The following is a 22,748-nucleotide window of genomic DNA, read 5'->3' as shown; positions in this document are numbered from 1 at the left end:
CCGTTCACATTTTTTACAGTTTCCGCAACTGTAAAGGTTTTCCGGGCCGCGACCGATCTGTTGGTCATGGCAAGATTGAAACTAAAAACAACAATTTTTATTTTGATCTCGGGATTTCTGGTTGCCTGCGGAAACAATGGTTCCCTCAGCTCCAGTCAACTTTCTAGCACGACCGGCGATGACAATTCATCTTCCGGAATTTCGACCCCTGATCCAACACCAACCCCTTCACCGTCACCGTCACCAACGGTAACGCCGACACCGACGACAAGCCCAAGCCCTGGCGCCCTGGCTGTAGCACCCATCTGGGAAGCTGCAAAATCTGACGGCAAGCTCTGGACTGCTCACGTGATGACTCAACTTGATGTTCTGGGCGACGACCTTCTGGACGTAATCCCAGCAGATGGCACGACATTCTGTCCGAAGTACAATAGCCTGACGCGTGATCAGCGCAAAAACTTCTGGGTTTACTTGTTGTCGCAGATGACTAAGTACGAAAGCAGTTTCAATACGAACCTGAACTACACTGAAAACTTTAACGACAGCTCAGGCAACAACGTGATCAGTGCCGGCCTTTTACAACTTTCTGTTGAAAGCGGCAATGCCTATGGATGCGGTTTGAAATCGACGAATGATCTGCATGACCCTTACAAAAATTTGAGCTGCGGTATTCGCATCTTGAATCGCTGGATGGGCAAAGACGCGCGCATCGCTGGCCAAGTCAGCGGCAGCTGGAAAGGTGGCGCACGTTATTGGGCGGTATTACGCTCAACAAATTCGCCTTACGCAAAAATCGTGGCGGCGACCAAAGCCATCTCGATCTGTAAATAACCAACAACTCATTCCCCATTAAAACTAAAAAGCCTCTCGCAAAACGAGAGGCTTTTTTTTTAAACCGCAGACAAAGTTGTCATTTTCATTTCCGCTGCGGTTCCGCACTGCATCCGTCCAATTTCAAATAACACTCTCCGATGAGGATATTGACTACCAAAAGCTATTTAGAAATATCCCAATAGGTTATATCGTCAAAAGAACTTCTTAAACTAACAGGGAATTAATTCCTTGAGAGCTTCTGCTGAAGGCTCTCTGTCCCACAGAGAGATCACATAGCCGCCACCACCTGAACCGGTGGGTTTTACGGCAATGGCGCCCTGATTACGCAGCCACTGAATGTGGTTCGCTGGTGCTCCATCATTCAAGCCCCATTGCTCAAAGCATTCTGCACCCATTTCGATGGCTTGAACCAAGACCTTACGTCCTTGTTCTTCGTCCATCATCAACGCCTGCTGAGCGGTTTCGACTGCTTTTGCCATGTTCAAATCAATTTGCTGGCCCGTCGGAGGTTGCTTCGCCAAAAGGTCTTTCACCTTATTGACGGCATCCACAGTCACCCCACGTTTGCCAGAATAAGAAATATACCAACGAGGTTTCCATTTCGGAGTGATTTGCTTGCGTTCCCCGTTACGAACAAAACGCAAACCTTCGCCAGATAATGCAACAGCGATATCAATCCCACTGCTTTCACCGTGGAAAAGATCTTCCAGATTACGTGCGAAATCAAAATACTCTGCCTCTTGCACATAACCCAGGTGACCCAACCAACGAGTCAAAGCGACGCACAAAGCAGCCGAAGCCCCCATGCCCGCACCCACAGGCAACGATGAATCCATATACAAAGTGCCAGTCAAATTCTGACGAGCAATTCCTTTTAACTGGAAAGCTCTTTCCAGAACTCCCCAAATCAATAATTGCAGTTCCTTACCATGATCGCCACGAAGTTCTAATTGCAAAGCATGATCACCCGCTTTGTATTCCAATTCCAAAGTACGTGACGGAATCGGAAATACCAATGAAGGATAGCCACGAATCACTGAGTGTTCGCCAGCTAAAATCCATTTACCATAAGCTGTGCACTGAAAATTAGTGGACATCTGGAATGACGCCTTCAAAAGCTAAAATCTTAAACTGCTTACCGAAATGCTCGCGGTATTCAGAGTAACGTTTGATTTGATCGTGACGGAAAAGCATGTGCACATTGGCACCCGCATCCATCGTCACCAGCGGTCCATCTTGCCAACGATTCCAAAGCTTTTGGCACTCTTCCAATACTTGTTTGGAAGCGTCAGTCATATAACTAAAAGCTGGCTGACTGGTTTCAAACAGGCGATGCATATCAATGAACTCATCCCACACGATTTGACGAGCCATGTGCCAGTCTGTGGACTGCAAGGCCTGACTTAAATCTGCCAAGCGAAGTTCGGCACGCTCAACACGACCTTCAAAACGAGGGCTGGTTGTAACCAGTTTGTGAGCGTCAGATGAAGACACTTCTTTCTTAGAAGCCTCTACCACGACACAGATGTGATGCATGTTTTTAACAGGCAAATTCATCGGCTGCGCATATTCATGCTTCCACAAAGCCCAGGGAGAAAACAAAGAGCGACAAGAAGACCCAGAACCCTGACGGGAAAGCTCTGACAAAGTTTTCAGATCAGCTCCCCACGGTTGTGGATTTAGTTTTTGAAACATTTCAGCAGCTGCCAATGTCAAAGCAGCAAAGCTAGAAGCAGAACTGGCAAGGCCGCAGTCAGAAGGAAAGTTATTTGCCGATTCCACCAGGAAGTTTTTTGTGACTCCCCATTTTGCCTTCAAATTCGCAAAATGTTTTAGAAAGCGTTGCTGACCTTTTTCAGAAAGATCGATTTTTTCAAGATCTTCACGAATCAAAGGCTTCCATTGGTCAGCCCCACCATCGATTTCCGTCAAACGCACAAACGTGCGCAAGTTATCTAGAGTATAAGACAAAGAAGCATTCGTTGGCTTATTGCCAGTACCTTCGATTTTACCCATGTACTTGATAAGAGCGATATTTGATGGAGCAGAGACTAAAACTTGATTCATGACTCAATTTCCTTAACCACACCGACTATGTCCGTGCGTTCTGCAACTTGAAGACCCAGAGAAATACTGCGGTGAGAAGCTACCAGCTTCACATTCACCGTCTGACAATATTGTTCCAAGGCAGCAGATTTATTTTTCCCAGTAAAGACAAACAAAACATCAGCACCCAAAGCGCCGCAACCTTTAGCCGCTAAAACTCCCGGCACGGCACGGATGCCCTCCAAAAGTTTTAACGTCGGTTCACAGGTGAATCCCAAAGTCTGCAAAGCTTGTGCATAAGCTTTTACACCTGCAAGCAATTCAGCCGAATCCGCTGTCGCAAAGGCATCCTGAACTTGATAAGCGGCTTTTTCCAAAGTGCCGGAATCAAATTCTTTTAAGCTCTTCAGATGCTCATGGGTCGCCACCTTATTGCCCGTATGTATCAGATAGAATTCCAGATCTTCAAACGGCCAACCGGCAATCGACACCAAGCCTTTGCGCTTTTCAAAAAAGCACATGCTCCCCTTCATTTGCGCAATCAGATCGGCGCCACTTGGCGGAGTGCCCTGACCGTTCCAAGCATATTTCTGGTACTCTGTAAGCAAATGCTTGAAATCAAAGGGCGCTTCCATCCCGATCTGATGAGATTCTTGATACATCCAAAGAGCATAGGCTCCCAAAAACTGAGCTGTCGATGCACCAAAGCCACCCATGCCCTGATAAGGATCGGAGAACTGAAGGTCGAATTTTTTAAAATAATCGGAGTGATCTAAAATGAATTTTCCAGCGGGAGATTCAGGATGAATACTCCCCAAACATCCGCTGCCTTTGTGTGCGATCAATTCAAAGCAAGGCTTTGTCAGAGCCGACAAGGTCGGCCCACCATGGAGAGCTAAATACTCGCCCACCAAAAAAGTCTTACCAGGAATCGTGCACGACAATGCCAAAAGGCCCTCCTCTAATGAGGGTGCTGAGTCGAGCTTGTCGCCTGACCCGCACGAAGTTCCTTAAGAACTTCAATCGCATTGCTAAGGGAAATACGCTTACGGATGGTCAAAATCTCTTCAAGCTTTTTCTGAACAGCCGGGATCTCACGCTCTTCAGCGCCGGCACCCAATGCCAGATTTTTCGTATGAAGTTTCATGTGACCTTCGATGATTCCAACAGTCGTTAGAGCCTTTAAAGCCCCCAAGTTTTGCACCAAGCCCACAGCCGCAATCACACGAGAAAGCTCGTTTGCCGACTGAGTGCCAAGCATTTTCATACACATCATCGCTGTTGGATGCAGAGTTGTAACCCCACCCACAGTGCCGACAACCAATGGAGCTTCGAATACGCCCGTTAGGCCACCGTTATCACGGTACCATTTCGTGATCGAGCGGTACTGACCATCACGGCAAGCGTAAGCATGAATGCCCGCTTCCACCGCACGCCAGTCATTACCCGTCGCCACTAACACGGGGTCGATACCATTAAGGACGCCCTTGTTGTTCGTCGCCGCACGGTACGGGTCCATTTGCGCGAACAAAGAAGCTTCTTCGATTTTTTCTGCCAAAGCAGGATCAATGTCTTTGATATGAACCACGGCGCGAGTGATTTTAGTGTCCACCAGGTTTGATAGGATACACATCGTCACTTTTTCGCCCGTGAATTGTTCGATTGGCTCTTTTAAGTATTCGCATACTTGATTCATGATGTTCGCACCCATGGCATCACAAGGATCCATCAGAACGTGAACCACAGCCATATCAGTGCCATCACCACGAGGAACGCGGCGCACTTGAATATCACGAACACCACCACCGCGACGAACCAGCCCGAAAGCCACTTCGCGGTTAGAGATTTCGATCATGTAGTTTTTTTGAGCGAGTAATTGTTTTTCGAAAGTCGCAAAGTCTTTCACTTTGGCGATTTGAATTTGACCGATGATCTCAGCCCCCACAACTTCCGTTGTGATAGAGCCAGACTCACGGATCCATTTAGCCGACTTACAAACAGCCGCTACGATAGAAGTTTCTTCCACCGCCATAGGAATAACAAAGTCTTTACCATCGATACGGAAGTTCGTTGCAACTCCCAATGGCATCTGGAAATAACCGATCACATTTTCAATGAACTTCTCACCCAGAGTCGTGTCACGCAAACCACCCTTAGAGATGTAGTCTACGTCTGCTTGTTGTAAAGCACCAACTTCCACCAAAGAATCTAAACGTTCCTGGCGAGTGAGTTTTGAGAAACCTTTAAAGATCTCTTGCAGTTGTTTTTTCATCGAATCACCTTCTTCGTTGCCAGCTCAGCGATTGTCTTGCTGCCTGTACAAAATAGCGCGATCTTAAGTTCAGTTTCCAAACGGTTGAGTAAACTCTCCAAGGCGTCATCACCTTGCAAAGCCGCTTCTAAAAACGGTTTTGCGATGCCGACCTTTTTTGCACCCAACGCACACAGTTTAGCGACATCAAGGCCCGTACGCACGCCGCCCGACGCCCAAACCTCGTAACTTACTCTGGCTTGCTCAGCATTAAGTAAAGACTCTACCGTGCTGATGCCCCAGTTCGCGTAAGTTTGAGCTGCATGATAAAGCATTTCGGTCTCTTCGGAACGATAGCCTTCCACACGCCCCCAGTGAGTTCCACCTTTGCCCGCAACGTCGACAGCGGCAATGCCAGTGCCTTCTAAGCGCTTCAAAGTACTTGTTGAAAACCCACAGCCAACTTCCTTCACTATCACAGGAACCTCCGCGAATTTCACGAGGTTTTCAATGGCTTGTAAGGAGTTCTTAAAGTCTGTCGTGCCCTCTGGCTGCAAGACTTCTTGCAATGGGTTCACATGGACAAACAACGCAACAGCTTCTGTCGCATCAACCAAGCGACGGATGCCATCCAGAGGTGTTTTGATCAATTGTGCAATACCAATATTTCCCAGCAATCGGGCTTTGGGAGCGACTTTGCGCACCTGAGTCCATTCCTCGGCAGCATTGGTATCATTCAATTCACGACGTTGTGATCCGACACCCATCAAAATCTGGCGACGATCGCTTAAGCGAGCCAAAGCCATATTGATTTCACGACCATGCTCATGGCCTGCAGTCATCGATGAGATAAAAATCGGAGAAGAAAGAGAGAGTGCCTGAGAAGACATCCCTTTAAAAAAAGAAAAAGAGGTCGAAATATCGACCTCTTTAAAATTCAAATCAGGCAGAGCCTCATGAATTAATTCGATCGAATCCAATCCCGTTTGCCCTTCAGTCTGAGACCTTGGGTCCAGCGCGATTCTAATATGATCGCGCTTTCTATTTTCAAACTGAGTATTGGATTCGCTCATTGCCGGTGCTCCTTAGAGGAGATCAGCTTACGCCAAAGCGTGTTTGCAAAGTGCTGCGAAACCTGCTGCGTCAGTGATAGCCAAGTTAGCCAAAACTTTACGGTCAACTTGGATGCCAGCTTTAATCAAGCCACCAATCAAACGAGAGTATGTAGTGCCGTTTTCACGAGCAGCTGCATTGATACGTTGATTCCACAAAGTGCGGAAGTTGCGTTTTTTAGCTTTACGATCGCGGTAAGCGAAAGCCATACCACGGTCATTTTTTTCTACCGCGTGGATGTATGCGCGAGAACCAGCGCTGTAGTAACCTTTTGCTCTTTTAAGAACTTTTTTGTGACGAGCACGATTTGTTTTACCAGATTTTACACGAGCCATTTTGAACCTCTATTTGTCTACTGCCAGTTTTTCTAATTACGGCGTAGGAGAAAAATTTAATTAACTAAAAACGAATTAGAATACTAGGCAGCGACGTGCTTGAAGCATGTTCGCGTCTTCTACGTAAGATGTTTTACCAAGTTGTCTTTTTGTTTTTGAGCTCATGTGAGAGTTCAAGTGACGCATGCGAGTGCTTTTTTTCTTAACTTTGCCGCTCGCTGTAACTTTCATGCGTTTTTTAGCGCCTGAGTGAGTACGCATTTTCATAGGTATTCCCTTGTCTCCGATAAGGCGTTCCTCCCGATGGGGAAGACTCTTAGTAGTGCCCTAGTCAGTCATAAATACGGACTCATGGTTTTAGGTCGAATACTGACGAAAAGCAAGCACTTTAAGGGCACTTTCAAACGAAAAAAGGACACCCAGGCGTCCTTTTAATAATCTTATGATTTCAATAACTTAGAATGCCCAGAAGGGTCCCGCCGTAGCAGATCCATTGATCGTAGGCGAGGTTCCTTTGATGCCCACATAGACCGAGCGACCTAGGAAAAACGGCAATCCCCAGTCAAAGGGGATATCAGCCACGGTGCTGCCCATACTAGAAGTGTCGAACGCGATATTATTGAAGACCTTACTTTGTGGGTCCGCCGAAGCCAGCGTGAACATGTTCCCCACTTTGAAGGTAACTTGCTGGGTTACTGAGCCGGATTTCATAATCGCGTAGACATTTATTTCAGAGGCCGGGCAATAAAACCCTGAACCACCGGAACACAATGTTGGTGAGCCACCCAGACGAGGGAAACCATTGAAGTTCGTTCCGCTATCGATAAAGGCATAATCATAGTCGGATCCACCACTTGGATTCGAAGTTCCGTTATAGGTCGTCACGAAGGTCGCATCATTTTCCACAGGAAAGATCGTTGTGCCCGTCGCCGTGTTATTGGAATCAGAGCCAATCCCCAGGACCATATAGCCATAAGCTGCGCCCGCTCCTGTCGAACTGACCGAAGGAAGTTTTAAGACGACGCCGGTATTATACGGAGCCGCGAGTTTAGCCACGGGATTGGCCACTTGATCAGAAGCTGGCACCGCCGTTTTCTGACAGTTGTTACCGGTACACTTCCAATAAAGTGATTTAGCAGCCACTATGCAAGGATTTGTGCCGGTGTCATTCACACTGCAATCTTCAACGAAGGGGCCCACACCAATGATGCCGTTAAACCCTGCCACAGCAGGAGTCGTATCAGGATCATCACTGCAACCCGAAGCATTCGCATAGCTCGCATTCAAAGTCACAATCGGAATCCCCGCAGTGACTGTCGCTTGAGTGCTAAGGCCCCCCAGCTTCACATCCGCTCGGACGACTTCACCCCAGTGACCTGAACCATCAAGGTATCCGGTACAACTTGCCAGAGAGCCTCCTCCAGTGACAGAAATTTGCGACAGAGGAATTGTGATTAAAGATTTAAATACTTTCAAACCATAACTGCCCGTATCGACCAGGATGTTATCAATCGTCTGGCAAGTCGTGGTGCCTGGAGTGCAAAGGGTGATGCTAATACATGGCTCGTTTTCATAGCCATTGACGCCACAAGCCCCCACAGACATGGGAACGACATTATTGCCAGTCAGAGTCGTCGGAAAATAGACGGCTGCCGCCAACGAGCGCGAACTTGTGCCGCTGGCGGTACAGGCCACCTGGTTCAAACTCCCAATGAGTCCACCGATCAGAATAAGAGCTGCTTTGATTTTATTCATTGAAGTTAATTTCCTTTAGGTCAAAGCCCTGCGGTAAGTTTGCAGGAATATACGCGCGACCGCGTTGATCCGTCTGACGACTGGAACCTTCGACCACGATATTGTCTGTGGAAATTTTTAAAGAGCGGCGGCCAAACTGACGACCACGAGCTTTCACTTCTTTTTTATACTCTGGCAGATATGTCCCCAAAAGTTCACTCAATGGCGGAAGAGTTGCACCCTTCCAAGAAATCCCAAACACGCGTCCTTGGGAATCGGCGTACTGACGAACCTTCACACCGTCGTCCGTTGTGGCTTCAGAAACGGAGTAACTGGAACCAGATGATGTGGCTTTGCGTGCTGTCGCTGTTGATGAGGTCGTGACAAGTTGGTCGCCCAATGCTGCATTGGCAGTCATTGAAAACAACGGAATAAACGCCCCCATAAGAAGGCCACAGAAATGAAGTTTCATTGGTGCTCCCGATACTTATATTTTCGGATTTTTCAGAGAGTTTTGTAAGGGCGACATGAAGATTTAACACTTAAGTCCCACATCATGACGCTGCTTTCTTAATTCGAGAATATTGCCTTTAATCTAAAAGGCCTGATAGCATTCTCAATATGAAACACTTCGACACACTCACTAATTATCGCGCCTATGAAGTCCATAACTTTCAAATCGAGACACTGCAAATTCGCAGTCAATGTTTGAAAGACAATCCTTTGAAAGACTCTGCCACTCGCTTTAACCCCCTGCTTTTGCCGAAGAGCAAAGGACCTTGGCCTGTGGTTTTGGTCTTGGGCGGATTCAGTGGGAATGCGCCTTTTTATTTCAATGCGAAATTCAATGAGCAAAATACTGTTCAAGTGATTGATCAGGCGTGCTCCCGTGGCGAAGCTCCAGAAGCATTGTATGTTTTTGTGGATGCATTAACGACTTGGGGTGGAGCGCAGTTTTTGAATTCAGCGGCTGTCGGAAACTACCAAGACTATATTATGACTGAAATCGTTCCCGCACTTTCACACTATCCGGTTTCGAAAGATCCCAAAGAGTGGTGTGTGATGGGTGGCTCCAGTGGCGGCTACGGAGCTTTACAACTGGCGAGTCTTTTTCCAGAGATCTTCGGTTTATGTGCTGCGATTGCACCGGATTCATTCTTTGATGCGAGCATCATCAACGATCTTTACCAGGCACTACCCGTGTGGGAAAAATACGGCCAGTCGGGATTACGCGTATTAGAAGAACTCCGCAGTGGCAAACTGACCAAGTTTCGCAATTGGCATTCATTATTAAACGCCTTTGGAATGTCAGCATGCTATTCACCAAAAGGTTCCTCAGGTGATTTTCATTTTCCACTGGATCCGCGCACGGGCAACAAGATTGTTGAAATTTGGCAGCAATGGCTGGAAAAAGATCCTGTCCACTTTTTGCCAAAACGTCAGGATGCTTTACGCAATCTTCACGCGTTGTATTTAGATGTGGGCACCAAAGACAACTTCCACTTGCAGTACGGTGCCCGTCAAATCACGGGAGTGCTGACGGCAATGGGCATTGCGCATGACTATGTCGAATTTGACGGAAATCATTTTGACATAGGCGAACGTCGCCCTGAAGTTTGGAAGTGGCTTACGACTTATTGGAGAAAATAGTTTCTTATCCAGAGGATTCCATGGCTCAAGATCGCATTGCAGAAAGATTTCGCTCTAAAATTATCTCCGCCGAACAAGCTGCTGAACTCATTAAAGACGGCATGGTCGTCGGAGCCAGTGGCTTTACCAAAGCTGGCGATGCAAAAGCGACTTTGAAAGCTCTGGCGGAGAAAGCCAAAAAGAATCCACTGAAAATCAATCTAATGACGGGAGCTTCTTTAGGACACAATCTGGATGGATTGCTGGCGGAAGCTGGTGCTATTGCCCGTCGCATGCCCTTTCAATCTGATGCGACTTTGCGAAAAAAAATTAATACCGGTGAAGTGATGTTCACCGATCCTCATTTGGGGGAAACGGCGGAGCTGCTTGCCTATGGCTTTTTACCGGCGGTCGATATTGCCGTCATCGAAGTAGCAGCGATTTACGACGACGGATCTGTGTTGCCGACGACTTCAATTGGCAATAACTTAACTTACGCTCGTCATGCCAAAGAAATTATTTTGGAAGTGAACACGACGATTCCCCTCGAGATTCGGGGCTTTCACGATATTTTCGCTACCGGAATTTCTCCGCAGCGCTCAATTATCCCTGTGACCGAGGCCAGCACTCGCATCGGAACCGAGACCATGCCCATTGATCCTTTAAAAGTTGTGGGCGTGGTTTTGTCAGATATTAAAGACAGTCCAGTGGACCTCAGCGCTGTGGATGACAAGACTCAGGCGATTTCGAATCACCTGATGGAGTTTTTTAATTACGAAGTCAAAAAAGGCCGTCTGACGGCAAACCTTCCTCCCCTGCAAACTGGAATCGGAAATATTGCCAATGCCGTTTTCAGCGGCTTTCAAAAAGGTCCCTTTGAAAATCTTAAAATGTATTCTGAGGTTTTACAGGACAGCACCTTTGATCTGATTGATACAGGAAAAATGGCCTTTGCTTCAGCCTGCTCTTTTGCGGTGACGGAAGCCTGCTATGAAAGATTCTTCAACAACCTGGATCACTATCGCGGGAAAATTCTTTTACGCCCGGAAAAAATCAGCAACTCGCCTGAAGTCATTCGTCGCCTGGGTGTGATCGCTATTAATACGGCCATCGAGTTTGATCTGTACGGTAACGTCAATAGCACGCATATTGGCGGCAACAAAATGATGAATGGTATTGGTGGCTCCGGAGATTTCGCCCGAAATTCCTACTTAAGCATTTTCGTCACTCAGTCAGCATCTAAGAATAACAGCATCTCGCATGTGGTTCCAATGGTCACTCACGTGGATAGCAATGAACATGACGTGGATATCTTGGTCACAGATCAGGGACTTGCGGATTTGCGGGGTTTAGCACCTCGCGAACGTGCTTTGCGAGTGATTGAGAACTGCTGCCATCCCGAATATCGCGATCAACTAAAGTCTTACTATAAAGACGCTGTCGCCCGCGGTGGGCACACTCCGCACATCATTGAGCGTGCGTTTTCCTGGCATCAGAACTTTAATGAACGCGGGACTATGAAGTTCTAAGGCTTAAATCCCGCAAAGCTCGTCGCGGATTTTGTAAAACAATTCAGGATAGTCCGTGATGATACCATCGGCACCGGATTCAATGACCTGGCGGATCTCGCCCTCAAGATTCGGCGTCCACACGATGACTTTAATTCCTTGCTTTTGCATATTGAACACCAATTCAGGGTTCACATGCCAAAAGCCGGGAGTCACTTTTTTAGATCCTAATTCCAGAGCCGTCTTTTCTGCAGCACGCGCATCACCCACTAATGGAACCACTTCGATATCCGGGGCTTTGGCTTTGAATTTCATTAGGAACTCGACATTGAAGGACTGAACAAAGAAACGATCCGTCGCCCAGCCACTCTCGCGAATGACTTTTATGATCAGGTCGATGTATTCGTTTTCAGGTGGATAAAACTGGATTTGATCCATGAAGTATTTCACTTCGATGTTTAAGCGCGCAGGCTTACCAGCTGCCGTCTTACGATCTTTGAATTCTGCAAAAACTTGTTTCAGCTCGGGGATGGGTTCAAGCTTTTCTTCATCAAACTTTTTAATCCCACAACGAACTTTTTGTTCGGTCGTGAAATCCAGGTCGCGCAGCGCTGCTTTTAGTAAGGATTTGTGATCAACACCGCATCTTTCAGTCCCCACATTCGGAACAGCATCATGAGCGACCAACAGATGATTATCGTCTGTGACTTGTAAATCCAACTCGACAACATCCACACCCGCATCGAATGCGGCCTTGAATGAAGCAATTGTATTATCAGGATAACCATTCATCCCACGATGACCGTGTACTTCCATTTTCTTTGCGGTTAAACACTGAACGGCGCTGGCACCGATACTCGCGATACCACGCGGAATTTTGAGCGGCATAACCGCAAAAGCTGAGGGAGCACTTAAGAACAGTGAGGATAGGAAAACAGCACTGAAACGCATGCTTTAAGAATGGCGTGCCTTGGGATTATTTTCCAATGATTTCCCGACAGAGGACTATTCTACGAACTTTAGGCCAAGTATGCCCGCAATGATCATTCCCAAAAACAGAAGCTTCATCAACGACAGGGGCTCTTTGAATACCAAAGTACCAACGATGACGGCACCAACCGCGCCGATCCCCGTCCATACTGTGTACGACACACCGACTGGCAAAACCCGCATACTGAGGGAAAGTAAGTAAAAACTGATCCCCATGGTGACCAAAGTAAAAACGGACGGCACTAATTTCGTGAAGCCTTCAGAATATTTAAGGCCTGTGGCCCAGATAAACTCCAGAACTCCTGCAATAACCAATAAAATCCAAGCTGTTGTAGTTGTCATAACTCAGCACCTTTACTAGGAAAACCTATTCAATTTTTTATTAAGTCGTTACTGGCGGGAGACTTTTATATCCCAGATGCACCCTACTCCGACGAAGTTGGAGTGAACATAGCGTGCTTAGATGACTCTAGCATCTCACAATCTATCATCTGAGAAAAGCCTAAAATTTCTTGCGACTCAAAACACAAAGGATAAAACTGTCTTTATGAAAAACACGATCCTTCTTCCCTACATTGCTCCCAAAAATGTGGCGACCCTCGCAAAAGAAAAATTTGATGCTTTTGTTTCAGACCATGAAATGACGACTGACGAGATCGTGCAGCTGGCGAACGAGAAAAAACCTCAGGGAATGATTGTTGTGCCAAAACAAAAGTTCACAAAAGATATTATCGCAAAACTTCCTAACAGCGTAAAAGTCATCGCAACCTCGAGTGTCGGCTTTGACCATCTGGATATTGCGGCAGCGAAAGAACGTGGCATTCAACTGACAAACACTCCTGACGTTTTAACAGAATGCACCGCCGACATTGCGATGCTTTTACTTTTAAACGCCTGCCGCCGCGGACGCGAGTATCTGGAGATCATGGAAGCGGGCTGGAGAAAACCCTTCAGCCAATCCGAAATGCTGGGAATCAAAGTCAGCGGAAAAACTTTGGGAATTTATGGCATGGGACGTATCGGTCAAGCCGTGGCTGATCGCGCACGTGGCTTTGGAATGAAGATCGTGTATTGCAATCGTCGCCGTCTTTCCCCAGAACTGGAAAAAGGTGCTTCATACTTTGCAAAACTGGAAGATATGCTTCCGCATTGCCAGATTCTTTCTTTAAATGCGCCCGGAACTGCTGACACAAGACATATCATAAATGACCAGACCTTGGCGCTTTTGCCCGATGATGCAGTCTTGGTGAATGTAGCTCGTGGAAGCTTAGTTCAGGAAGAGGCGCTGATTCGCGCCCTGCAATCCGGAAAAATATTTGCGGCAGGTTTGGATGTTTTCGAAAATGAACCTGCTTACGATTTACGACTTAAAGAATTTCACAATGTCTTTTTGACACCGCATATGGGCAGTGCCACTCGGGAAACTCGGGATGCCATGGGATTCCGTGCTTTGGAAAATATCGAACAAGTTCTACAAGGCAAGAAACCCCAAGACGCCTTGTGGTGATAGGCTTCTTTTGCATGTCTTTCTACATTTCTTTCCGTCATTCGTGCATGACGTTTTGAATTAACGGCAACCTTTCATATGGGAGGTTGCTGTGAAACGTGTAATCATCATTGGCGCCGGAGCCGCGGGCTTAACTTGCGCAAAACATCTGATTCAAGCCGGAATCAAATGCACCCTTCTGGAAGCTCGCAACCGTATAGGCGGCCGAGCCCTGTCGGTTCAAAACACCTTTCCAGCTATCGAATTGGGGGCCGAATTCATTCACGGAGCCTATGCTCCGATGATGGATCTCTTAAACGATCGAAAAATTTCCTTTACTGATCTATGCGACAATCATCTTTTTTTCGAAAATAACAAACTTCATGAGACTCGGGACTTTTGGCAAAAGATCGAACGTATCAGCTCTCGCCTTAAAGCTGATCGCAAAGAAGACCGCTCTCTTACTGAATTTTTAAAAACTCATCGAAGAAGCCTCCCCCAACTCGATGTGGGAATCTTTAAATCCTTTATTGAAGGTTTTGATGCTGCAGATCCCGATTTAGTGGGAGAACGAGGATTAGCCGCAGCTGAAAAAGCTGAAGAACCGGAACTAAATGGGCAAAGTCAGTTTCGTCCTTCCTTGGGCCATAGTCATTTTATTGAGGAACTGTACAAATCATCGGGTTTAAGTAAATCAGATATTTTACTTCGTCATGAAGTGAGCGAAATTGAATGGACCGATAAAAAGATTCGAGTTTATTGCAATAACAAGCGCAAAGCTTTGGAAGCAGACTTTGCTGTCGTCACCTTGCCCATCGGAGTTTTAAGATCCAAAAACTTTTTCACTCCTGAAATCCCCAAACTCGCAGAGGCCCTAGAATCCGTACACATGGGACACGCATTGCGCACTTCATTTGAATTTTCACATCGCTTTTGGGAAAATCTCTCAAAGCGGCCTGTGGCATTTTTGCACGCAAGCCCAGAATATTATTATCCCACTTGGTGGACCCAAGCTCCCCATCGCTCGAACATTCTGATTGCGTGGCAAGGGGGCCCGAAAGCTTACGAAATTTCATTTTGGACAAAAGAGGAACGGGTCCATCACGCTTTTAAAACGTTAAGTCTGATAACGGGCCGAAGCCCTGCCTTCTTAAAAAGGCATTGCCTCCGTTCACACGAACATAACTGGAGCCAGGATCCCTACTCATTGGGTGCTTACACTTATGTGGGTGTTCAGAAGAATGGTGAATATAGAAATCTTCGCAAGGTCTTTCATAAAAGAATCGTCCTTGCTGGAGAAGGAACATCTGTGGGATCCATGATCGGTACAATTCAAGGAGCAATGGCCTCCGGGGAGCGGGCCGCCCGGCAAATTCTGAGAATTAAACTCTGACGCGCGTTTTCAATTCGATATATATCGAATTATTTCCTATTGACTCCCCATTTCTGATTCGATACTCATCAAATCAGAAATGGAGTATCTTATTATGTACAATAAGGATGTATTTAAAGAACGAGTTATGAAAACTCAAAGCGCTATGCAGGCCGCATCCCGTGGCAAGCTGGAACCAACGATCGAAAACAAAATCATCAGTGAACTATCAGGTATCTATCTGACAATGGCAGATAAATACGAACAGGCAGTCAATGATGGCAGCGACTTCCCTGTTTTGCGCGCAGTTACAGGAAAACCCAAAGAACATCAGATGGTTTATGCTTTACAAGATTTGATTGAACGCATGGAGCTTGATTTCACTTTGAAACTTGTTAACAGCGTGAAACACGATCTTACCAAGGAAGTCGAAATCGGCAAAATTCAAATCGCTTTCCTGGATAGCATGCGACGTAATTTGCATGAAGCGAGTAATTAATTATGCAAAGCCTCACGATCCTGAAAGCTCTTTCCGATGAATCAAGATTAAACATCTTCCGCCTTTTACTGGAGCGGGACGCTTATATCGAGGTGATTTCAGAGCGCTTGAAACTGGCCCCCTCCACTGTTTCTTTTCATTTAAAGAAGTTGGTGGAGGCCGGTCTTGTTTCCAGCAAAAAGGATCAATACTACACGATTTACTTTGCCGTTCCTGATGTTGCAGAAGTCAGTCTGCGCGAGTTGGTTTTAGGCGCGGGCATAAAACTGAAGGAACAAGACAAAGTCGAAGAGCAGTATAAAGAGAAGGTGCTAAAATCCTTCTTTAAATATGGCAAACTGGTAAAAGTGCCTTCGCAGAAAATGAAACGCGAATGGGTTTTGGCTCGTGTTTCAGAAAACTTGGCTACGAACAAATCCTACTCTCCCAATGATCTTAAGGAGCTTCTGCAGGAAATTTTCCCTGACCCTGGCTTGCTGATCACAGAAATGAACGCGGCAGGATTGATTGCTTTGCACGACGGCAAATACAAGCGTTGCTAATTCTCGCAACATCTAGTTTTTTCACGGTGCCAAGATGACCATTTAGTCTTGGCAAAGTGCTTGCAATAGGCCCAACTCGCCACTGGGGAGGGGCCTAACCATGAAATCTGTTATTTTATTTTCTCTTTCTTTTATAACTTTGTGTTTCGCACATCAATCTCACGCGATGGGGAAACGCATTCCTTATATCAGTGACGAAATTATCGAGGAAGCTCAAGTTCACGCATCCTTTGCGCTCACCGCCACTGATGGTAGCCGCATTCAATTCAGCTCACCTGTAGTTATCAACTATTTGAAGTATCTACCGGAAGCATCAGGAGCGGATCAAAGCCTTTGCCGATCTGGGCAACCTTCACTTAGACGCCAAGTAGACATCCTGACGATCGCAAGCCAAATTGAAATTGAACGACGTGAACTTACGAGTCGTGAAATCGCTCTGATTCGCAAAACTCCACGCTGCGAAATTTTTATGGAGTCTTTGCAAAGTCTGGGTATGGCCTTGGTTGGTCAGAAACCGTCAAAAACCGTGAGTGCAGAAATCGATCGTCTGTCCTTTTCATTGGATAAGAAAAAAGGCAATTACCTGATCGCGCACACGAGTCAGGGGAAACAGGCTGCCTTTAGAATTGCAAGCCCCGTCGAACAGATCCGTGATTCCAAAGACTTTCCACAGATTCAAATCCTGCAAAATTCTTCTGGTCAAAACTTGGGAATTAAATTCCGTGTCATGGAAGTGAAATCAGAACCTTCATATAATTATGAACACAGCCAATCTTGCACAGTTGAATACTCCGCTCGCGAATGCCGTCGTCCTGAGTACGACTATCGTGATTACGATCATCATGATGACAGAGGTCCACACGACCATAAAGGCGATCGTGATCACCATGACGACTACAATCGCGAACGCTGCGAAGTGATCACAACGACAAGACCTGGGCACCGAACTGTGCGTAGCACTATGAATGCAACCAACTATACTATTCAAATGGATATCTTAAACAGCAGCTCACAATCGGTGTATTCCGCAATCATCACTCACCGTGATGTGACGGGACCTGATCGTGAAGGCCCTTGCATCGCTGACTAAGACCGGGACAGAAGCCAGTTCATATTTTCTTCGAGGACTTCCTTAGGAAGTTCTCGAAGAAGCTGATCCCCCAGGTCTTTCAAAGTGATGCCACGCAATTCCTTACGCCAAGCCTCGTCTGCTTTCCACATCACGCGAGCAATCTGACAAGGCTTTTTAAAAGCGTTTTTTTCTTGCTTGCAGGGACCATTTTTACGAATTTCTGAACATTCAAAAGTGGAGGTCTTCCCCTCCACTGCTTCCACGATATCTAAAAACGTGATTTTATCAGCAGCGCGAGCCAGACGGTAACCACCGCGAGGCCCTAGCGTCGCATCAACCAAGCCCGCATTGGAAAGTGCCTGCAGAGCTTTTGAAAGATACTCTTTCGGCACGCCATGAAACTCGGCCAGATCTTTGGTTGCAAGATAGACCCCCTCCGGCAACGCCGAAAGAATACTACAACAATGCAAAGCCCACTCGACCTGGTTTCTTAAAATCATTTTAGTTCATTCCTGCCTTATCAAGGCCGAAAAATTTATCCGCGGATCCTGGGACCGCACGAAATGCGATACTTAAGCGGTTCCACTGATTGATCAGACCAATTGCCAAAGTTAAATCTGACATTTGTTTTTCAGAGAAATGCTCTTTCACACGGTTATAAATCTCATCGGAGATTCCTTCCGCTGTCAACTTTGTCACAGCCTCCGTCCATTCTAGCGCCGCACGCTCTTGTGCATTAAACAATGTAGATTCACGCCACACTTGAACGTGGTGCACTCGCAGATCGCGCTCCCCGTGAATACGGGCTTCTTTCACGTGCATATCGATGCAAAAGGCACAGCCGTTTATCTGAGACGCGCGAATATTAACCATATCACGCAAAGTTTGGCTGATTTCGCTTTTAGAAAGCTGTTTGGAGATTTCCATTAGACTGTGAACGATTTCAGGTGATTGTTGGTTGTAGTTAACTCTTTGGCTCATAAGTGAACCTCCCTATTAAGGATATAATATATCCTTAATAGGGCTTATTCCAGACATTTTTTATCCTTAATAAAAGTGACGATAAACAACAGTATTTACAGGCGCTTACAACAACGACACAGGCGTCCTAAAACCAGAAAGGCAGCCTTTTAGCTGCCTTTTCCATATTAAACAGTTTGATTCCTGTCTTTCCATTTTCGAACAAGCGTTGGTATTAAAATCATCAAGACCATAATGATCACCGCAGCCCAAGTGCCATCGCCCAATAAGTTATTAAGAAACAATGTCGAAGACATCACGACCCAAAAGAAAAGCATGTCCCCAGCAATGGCAATGGCCCAGCCTCCAAAAAAACCATGCCCCTGAGATAAAGCCGCCGCTCTCCCCGTCATAGGATCCACACCAAAAGCAATCATGATCAAAACGATGGGCCCCGGCTTAGCTCCATAACGAGCTATGGTTTTCGCAGTGATATCCCGAGATATATCGATCGTTCTTTGCAGAAAAGGCAAATGCCTTGCAATCCACAAGATCACAAACATCATCGGCTCAAACACGATTGCCAGCAGCAGATCAGAAACAAGATAAAGCAGAGACATCGCAAGCCAACCAATGCCGCGACTTTTCGCTAAGACCACCCCCGCAGGAATGCCCCCACCAATCGGCACCGCGAACAGCATAAAAACATCCCAAGAATTTTTAACCGAGTTAAACGCTAAAGCTTGAGCCACCAATTCACCCTTCAGACCAGCAACAAAATTTCCACAACGGTTCCGCACCGCATTCCAAAAAACCGGCAGGCACCTTTTACCCGGTTCAGAAAATAAAAAGGCAGCTCGTAAGCTGCCTTTTTATTTCGGAAGATTTTAGTCTTCGTCGTCTGTTTCGACTTCTTTAAGCTCATCGAGCTCTTTAGAGTCTTGCTTAGACTTGTTCGGATGTGCTTTTTGATACTCTTTGATTTTCAAAGGATCTGGAGCCAGCATCAAGAACATTTGCTTACCTTCCATTTTCGGTTGAGATTCGACCATTGCCAAATCGTCAACGAAAGCGATGGCTTTCTTGATAACATCCATACCGATTTCTTGATGGGCCAATTCACGACCCATAAAGCGCAAAGATACTTTCACTTTATCGCCATCCAGCAAGAAACGACGAGCGTGATTCATCTTAGTTTCAAAGTCATGTTGATCCGTACGAGGGCGCATTTGCACCTCTTTGATCGTCACAACAGTTTGCTTTTTACGAGCTGCCGTTGCTTGTTTCTTTTTCTCGTACTTCCACTTGCCGTAATCCATGATTTTACAAGTAGGAGGAGTTGCTGTTGGAGCAATCTCAAGTAGATCCAATCCACGTTCTTCTGCAATACGAACTGCCTCAGGTACAGTCATGACACCCAACATGTTGCCTTCATCGTCGATAACGCGAATTTGCTGGGCGCGAATCTCACGATTCACTCTCAATGAGTCTTTAGAGTCCTTCTTGTTGCGATCAAAGCGACCGCCACCGCCTCCAAAATTTCCTGAAAACTTGCTAATGGTAAACCTCCGGGGTTTCGTTAAATACCAGCGTCACGTAAGTGTGACGGCTAGTTTACTGTTGCAGACTTCGCAAGAGAGCTCTGCAAACTTCTTGTACTAATATCTGTCGTAATCAAATTCATTACTTGATCCACAGTCATCCCTTTATGTTCAGACCCGTCTCTCAAACGCAATGAAACCGTACGGCTTTCCGCCTCTTTATCCCCCACGATAATCATGTATGGGATTTTTTGAAGTTGAGCCTCACGGATTTTATAATTCAATTTTTCGTTGCGGCGGTCAAACTCCACGCGCACCTTTTGATCTTTGAGGGATTTCATCAATTCCTCGCAGAACGTATTTACACGGTCGGTAACGTTTAGGATCGCTACCTGGACCGGCATCATCCACGGCGGCAAATGGCCCGCCGTGTGCTCCAAATAAACACCGATGAAACGCTCTAATGAGCCCAAGATCGCACGATGAAGCATCACGGGGCGATGCTCCTTGTTGTCTTCACCTGTGTACTTCAAATCGAACGCTGTTGGCAGGTTCGGATCCACTTGAAGTGTCCCCAATTGCCATGGACGATTCAAAGCATCGACAAACATGATATCTAACTTTGGTCCATAGAACGCACCATCGCCAGGGTTCAATTCAAACGGCAAATTCAGAGATTTCAAGGCTTCGGCCAAAGCACCTTCGGCCATATCCCAGTACTCTTCACTGCCCATTCTGTTATCCGGACGAGTGGAAAGGAAGATTTTGTAATTGCTCATGCCCAGTTTGTCGTAAACGCGGTTAAGCAAGCCCATGAATTTTGCGATCTCTTCTTGCAACTGATCCATACGGCAGAAGATGTGCGCATCGTCCTGACAAAAGGTACGAACACGAGTCAAACCGTGCATTGCACCTGATTTCTCATAGCGATGCAGGCGACCGAAATCCGCCATTTTGATTGGTAGATCACGGTAAGAATATTTCTCGGAGTTATAAAGCAAACAGTGAGAAGGACAGTTCATGGGTTTAGAAGCAAAATCACGCTCGTCCACTTTTGTGAAGAACATGTTTTCTTTGTAGTTCTGATAGTGACCAGAAGTATGGAACAGGTTCACGTCAAAGATTTGCGGTGTGATCACTTCTTGGTAACCTGTTTCGAAATACAATTCACGAAGGTATGTTTGCAAAGAGTTGTAAACCGTTGCGCCCTTACCTGTGAAGAATGGAGAACCTGGAGCCAGTTCATTGAAATAGAACATGCCCAATTCTTTACCCAATTTACGATGGTCGCGTTTTTTAGCTTCCTCGATATTGTGCAGATAAAGATCCAAGTCTTTCTTGTCGTTAAACGCAGTCGCGTACACGCGCTGAAGCATAGCGTTTTTCTCGTCGCCTCTCCAGTATGCACCCGCTACGGACAGCAATTTAAAGGCTTTGATTTGACCTGTGGACTGAATGTGTGGACCACGGCAAAGATCAAACCAGTTCGTCCCATTGAAGTAGATACCAACAGTTGTCTCGCCTTTTTTCGCAAGGTCTTCGATCAATTCAACTTTAAAGCGCTCGCCCATTCCTTTGAATGTCTCAATTGCTTTCGCAATCGGCCAGTCTTCACGGTGAATCGCAAGATCTTTAGAAACGATCTCAGTCATTTTCTTTTCGATTTTCTCGAAGTGCTCTTCAGTGAAGGCAAACGGAGAATCGAAGTCGTAGTAAAAACCATTGTCGATCACAGGACCGATCGTCACTTTTACTTCTGGCCAAATATCTTGAATCGCTTGCGCCATGATATGCGCGCAAGAGTGACGAACCACTTCAACTGATTCAGGAGATTTGGTGGTGACCAGCGCCACTTTCGTTTGATCTTTCAAAACAGTGCGAAGATCAGAAATTTCAGTTGAACCATTCAGTTTTGCACCAAGAGTTTCTTTAGCCAAGCGAGGGCCAATAGACTGCGCCACTTCTAGCGCTGTCGGTTCATGGTCAAAAACCTTCGTCGAGTTATCCGGCAGAATAATTGTAATTTGTGACATTATGATTGCGTGCTCGTGAACGAGCCATTTTTAAGAGAGATAAGTGATGAATAAAACGGGAAATTTTGCATCACATTATTACTAATCCTGCGGCTGGAGAGGGTCAAGTGTTCTTGGTCGCAGAGCGAGATCCCGCAGGCGATGACGCATTGCACATGCGGGATTGCTTTTAACGACACAGTTCAGTCACTCTTCTCATGTCGTTCATGTCATCACATTCAAATCTTCCCAGCTGTCCACAGATGCGATCAATACATCTGGCATCATACACGCCCCGACACATTTTAGTGACCGCAAAAAGCTCACGCTTTTCATCACAATCGAAACGATCCAGTTGATTACAAACAGCCGTAACACATTCTCCATTTACACCATCGCACTGGCAGGCAATGTCTTTCACTTTTTGATCACTACTGCAATTCATGTTTGGCAGCTGATCACAGACGGCACGAACGCAGCCGATATTTTGACGAAGATCGCAGCTGGAAGGTGGCTTTGGTGGACGTGGCGGATGACTGGGTGGTTGCGGTTGCGGACCGGGTTGAGTTGGTTCCTGCGGACCATCACCTGGTTCATCGGGTAAAGGCAACGGTGGAGGAAGCTCCCCCCGCAGGATCTGCTCATAGAGTTGCAATTTTTGATAATTCGCTTGAATAGGTCTGCTGTCTGCATCAGAGGCTGTTGCGAATTGCGGGCCTCCACCAAAAACAAAAACGAGAACAAGTGCCGCTGCCTTGATCAAAGTCATCGCTTCCCCCTAGGATTCTATTTCAACAGAGGGGGCGAGGACTCACAAACTGGGG

Annotated in this window: 25 protein-coding genes; 8 read left to right on the top strand and 17 right to left on the bottom strand. The window is 46.4% G+C overall.

Translation table 11 applies throughout. The annotated features are described in order from the left end of the window. The first annotated feature begins 66 nt into the window (after positions 1-66). Entirely contained in the window at positions 67-831 is a 765-nt protein-coding gene (locus DOM22_RS20065) for a transglycosylase SLT domain-containing protein (RefSeq protein ID WP_246845907.1), read from the top strand. Between the two features lie 212 nt (positions 832-1,043). Here the strand turns inward: DOM22_RS20065 and DOM22_RS08555 are convergent, their stop codons facing one another. The 9 genes from DOM22_RS08555 to DOM22_RS08515 form a co-directional block, all read right to left on the bottom strand. Further along, positions 1,044-1,931, bottom strand: a complete 888-nt coding sequence (locus DOM22_RS08555; RefSeq protein ID WP_142699960.1) for a mevalonate kinase — start codon at positions 1,929-1,931, stop codon at positions 1,044-1,046. Then, on the bottom strand, positions 1,921-2,901 hold the full coding sequence (gene mvaD / locus DOM22_RS08550) for a diphosphomevalonate decarboxylase (RefSeq protein ID WP_142699959.1): 981 nt from the start codon (positions 2,899-2,901) through the stop codon (positions 1,921-1,923). Before mvaD ends, DOM22_RS08555 begins: the two co-directional genes overlap by 11 nt. Next, entirely contained in the window at positions 2,898-3,830 is a 933-nt protein-coding gene (locus tag DOM22_RS08545; protein WP_142699958.1) for a hypothetical protein, read from the bottom strand. Before DOM22_RS08545 ends, mvaD begins: the two co-directional genes overlap by 4 nt. Before the next feature lie 11 nt (positions 3,831-3,841). Then, positions 3,842-5,152, bottom strand: a complete 1,311-nt coding sequence (locus tag DOM22_RS08540) for a hydroxymethylglutaryl-CoA reductase, degradative (protein WP_142699957.1) — start codon at positions 5,150-5,152, stop codon at positions 3,842-3,844. Beyond that, the gene (gene fni, locus DOM22_RS08535; protein WP_142699956.1) at positions 5,149-6,204 is read right to left on the bottom strand and encodes a type 2 isopentenyl-diphosphate Delta-isomerase; all 1,056 of its coding nucleotides are present in this window, start codon (positions 6,202-6,204) and stop codon (positions 5,149-5,151) included. The genes DOM22_RS08540 and fni overlap by 4 nt, the downstream gene beginning before the upstream one ends. A 27-nt stretch (positions 6,205-6,231) precedes the next feature. Next, entirely contained in the window at positions 6,232-6,579 is a 348-nt protein-coding gene (rplT, locus tag DOM22_RS08530) for a 50S ribosomal protein L20 (RefSeq protein ID WP_142699955.1), read from the bottom strand. A 75-nt stretch (positions 6,580-6,654) separates the two neighbouring features. Further along, on the bottom strand, positions 6,655-6,846 hold the full coding sequence (gene rpmI, locus DOM22_RS08525) for a 50S ribosomal protein L35 (protein WP_088614378.1): 192 nt from the start codon (positions 6,844-6,846) through the stop codon (positions 6,655-6,657). Between the two features lie 189 nt (positions 6,847-7,035). Then, positions 7,036-8,334, bottom strand: coding sequence for a DUF3443 family protein (locus tag DOM22_RS08520; protein WP_142699954.1), 1,299 nt, complete (start codon positions 8,332-8,334; stop codon positions 7,036-7,038). Then, positions 8,327-8,785, bottom strand: a complete 459-nt coding sequence (locus DOM22_RS08515; RefSeq protein WP_142699953.1) for a DUF2844 domain-containing protein — start codon at positions 8,783-8,785, stop codon at positions 8,327-8,329. The genes DOM22_RS08520 and DOM22_RS08515 overlap by 8 nt, the downstream gene beginning before the upstream one ends. A gap of 149 nt (positions 8,786-8,934) precedes the next feature. On the opposite strand from DOM22_RS08515, the gene DOM22_RS08510 reads away from it, so the two are divergent. Then, positions 8,935-9,963, top strand: coding sequence for an esterase family protein (locus tag DOM22_RS08510; protein WP_142699952.1), 1,029 nt, complete (start codon positions 8,935-8,937; stop codon positions 9,961-9,963). A 20-nt stretch (positions 9,964-9,983) separates the two neighbouring features. Then, positions 9,984-11,471: an acetyl-CoA hydrolase/transferase family protein gene (locus DOM22_RS08505; protein ID WP_142699951.1), complete on the top strand. Its 1,488-nt coding sequence runs from the start codon at positions 9,984-9,986 to the stop codon at positions 11,469-11,471. 3 nt (positions 11,472-11,474) lie between these two features. Here the strand turns inward: DOM22_RS08505 and DOM22_RS08500 are convergent, their stop codons facing one another. Continuing rightward, a complete protein-coding gene (locus DOM22_RS08500) occupies positions 11,475-12,401 on the bottom strand; it encodes a glycerophosphodiester phosphodiesterase family protein (RefSeq protein WP_142699950.1) in 927 nt (308 codons plus the stop codon). Between the two features lie 54 nt (positions 12,402-12,455). Beyond that, positions 12,456-12,782, bottom strand: coding sequence for a multidrug efflux SMR transporter (locus DOM22_RS08495; protein WP_142699949.1), 327 nt, complete (start codon positions 12,780-12,782; stop codon positions 12,456-12,458). Between the two features lie 205 nt (positions 12,783-12,987). On the opposite strand from DOM22_RS08495, the gene DOM22_RS08490 reads away from it, so the two are divergent. The 5 genes from DOM22_RS08490 to DOM22_RS08470 all read left to right on the top strand — a co-directional run bounded on the left by DOM22_RS08490 (position 12,988) and on the right by DOM22_RS08470 (position 17,429). Beyond that, entirely contained in the window at positions 12,988-13,947 is a 960-nt protein-coding gene (locus DOM22_RS08490) for a D-glycerate dehydrogenase (protein ID WP_142699948.1), read from the top strand. A gap of 91 nt (positions 13,948-14,038) precedes the next feature. Next, a complete protein-coding gene (locus tag DOM22_RS08485; protein WP_168196604.1) occupies positions 14,039-15,319 on the top strand; it encodes an NAD(P)/FAD-dependent oxidoreductase in 1,281 nt (426 codons plus the stop codon). A gap of 94 nt (positions 15,320-15,413) precedes the next feature. Beyond that, a complete protein-coding gene (locus tag DOM22_RS08480; protein ID WP_142699946.1) occupies positions 15,414-15,797 on the top strand; it encodes a hypothetical protein in 384 nt (127 codons plus the stop codon). A 2-nt stretch (positions 15,798-15,799) separates the two neighbouring features. Beyond that, positions 15,800-16,339, top strand: a complete 540-nt coding sequence (locus tag DOM22_RS08475; RefSeq protein ID WP_142699945.1) for a metalloregulator ArsR/SmtB family transcription factor — start codon at positions 15,800-15,802, stop codon at positions 16,337-16,339. A gap of 100 nt (positions 16,340-16,439) precedes the next feature. After that, positions 16,440-17,429, top strand: a complete 990-nt coding sequence (locus tag DOM22_RS08470) for a hypothetical protein (RefSeq protein ID WP_142699944.1) — start codon at positions 16,440-16,442, stop codon at positions 17,427-17,429. Here the strand turns inward: DOM22_RS08470 and DOM22_RS08465 are convergent. From DOM22_RS08465 to DOM22_RS08440, 6 genes are all read right to left on the bottom strand, one after another. After that, on the bottom strand, positions 17,426-17,911 hold the full coding sequence (locus DOM22_RS08465) for an Rrf2 family transcriptional regulator (RefSeq protein ID WP_142699943.1): 486 nt from the start codon (positions 17,909-17,911) through the stop codon (positions 17,426-17,428). The genes DOM22_RS08470 and DOM22_RS08465 overlap by 4 nt on opposite strands. Position 17,912: 1 nt before the next feature. Further along, complete coding sequence (locus DOM22_RS08460) at positions 17,913-18,392, bottom strand: carboxymuconolactone decarboxylase family protein (protein ID WP_142699942.1); 480 nt, start codon at positions 18,390-18,392, stop codon at positions 17,913-17,915. A 167-nt stretch (positions 18,393-18,559) separates the two neighbouring features. Further along, entirely contained in the window at positions 18,560-19,123 is a 564-nt protein-coding gene (locus DOM22_RS08455) for a hypothetical protein (RefSeq protein WP_210415710.1), read from the bottom strand. A gap of 135 nt (positions 19,124-19,258) precedes the next feature. Continuing rightward, positions 19,259-19,849, bottom strand: a complete 591-nt coding sequence (infC, locus tag DOM22_RS08450) for a translation initiation factor IF-3 (RefSeq protein WP_246845942.1) — start codon at positions 19,847-19,849, stop codon at positions 19,259-19,261. Positions 19,850-19,980: 131 nt separating this feature from the next. Continuing rightward, a complete protein-coding gene (gene thrS / locus DOM22_RS08445) occupies positions 19,981-21,945 on the bottom strand; it encodes a threonine--tRNA ligase (protein WP_142699940.1) in 1,965 nt (654 codons plus the stop codon). 169 nt (positions 21,946-22,114) lie between these two features. Further along, entirely contained in the window at positions 22,115-22,693 is a 579-nt protein-coding gene (locus DOM22_RS08440) for a hypothetical protein (RefSeq protein WP_142699939.1), read from the bottom strand. Positions 22,694-22,748 lie beyond the last annotated feature (55 nt).

The sequence above is a fragment of the Bdellovibrio sp. ZAP7 genome (genome assembly GCF_006874645.1).
Taxonomy (GTDB): Bacteria; Bdellovibrionota; Bdellovibrionia; order Bdellovibrionales; family Bdellovibrionaceae; genus Bdellovibrio.
Note: the sequence above shows the minus strand (reverse complement) of the source record. Positions and strands in the feature narration are given on the sequence as shown.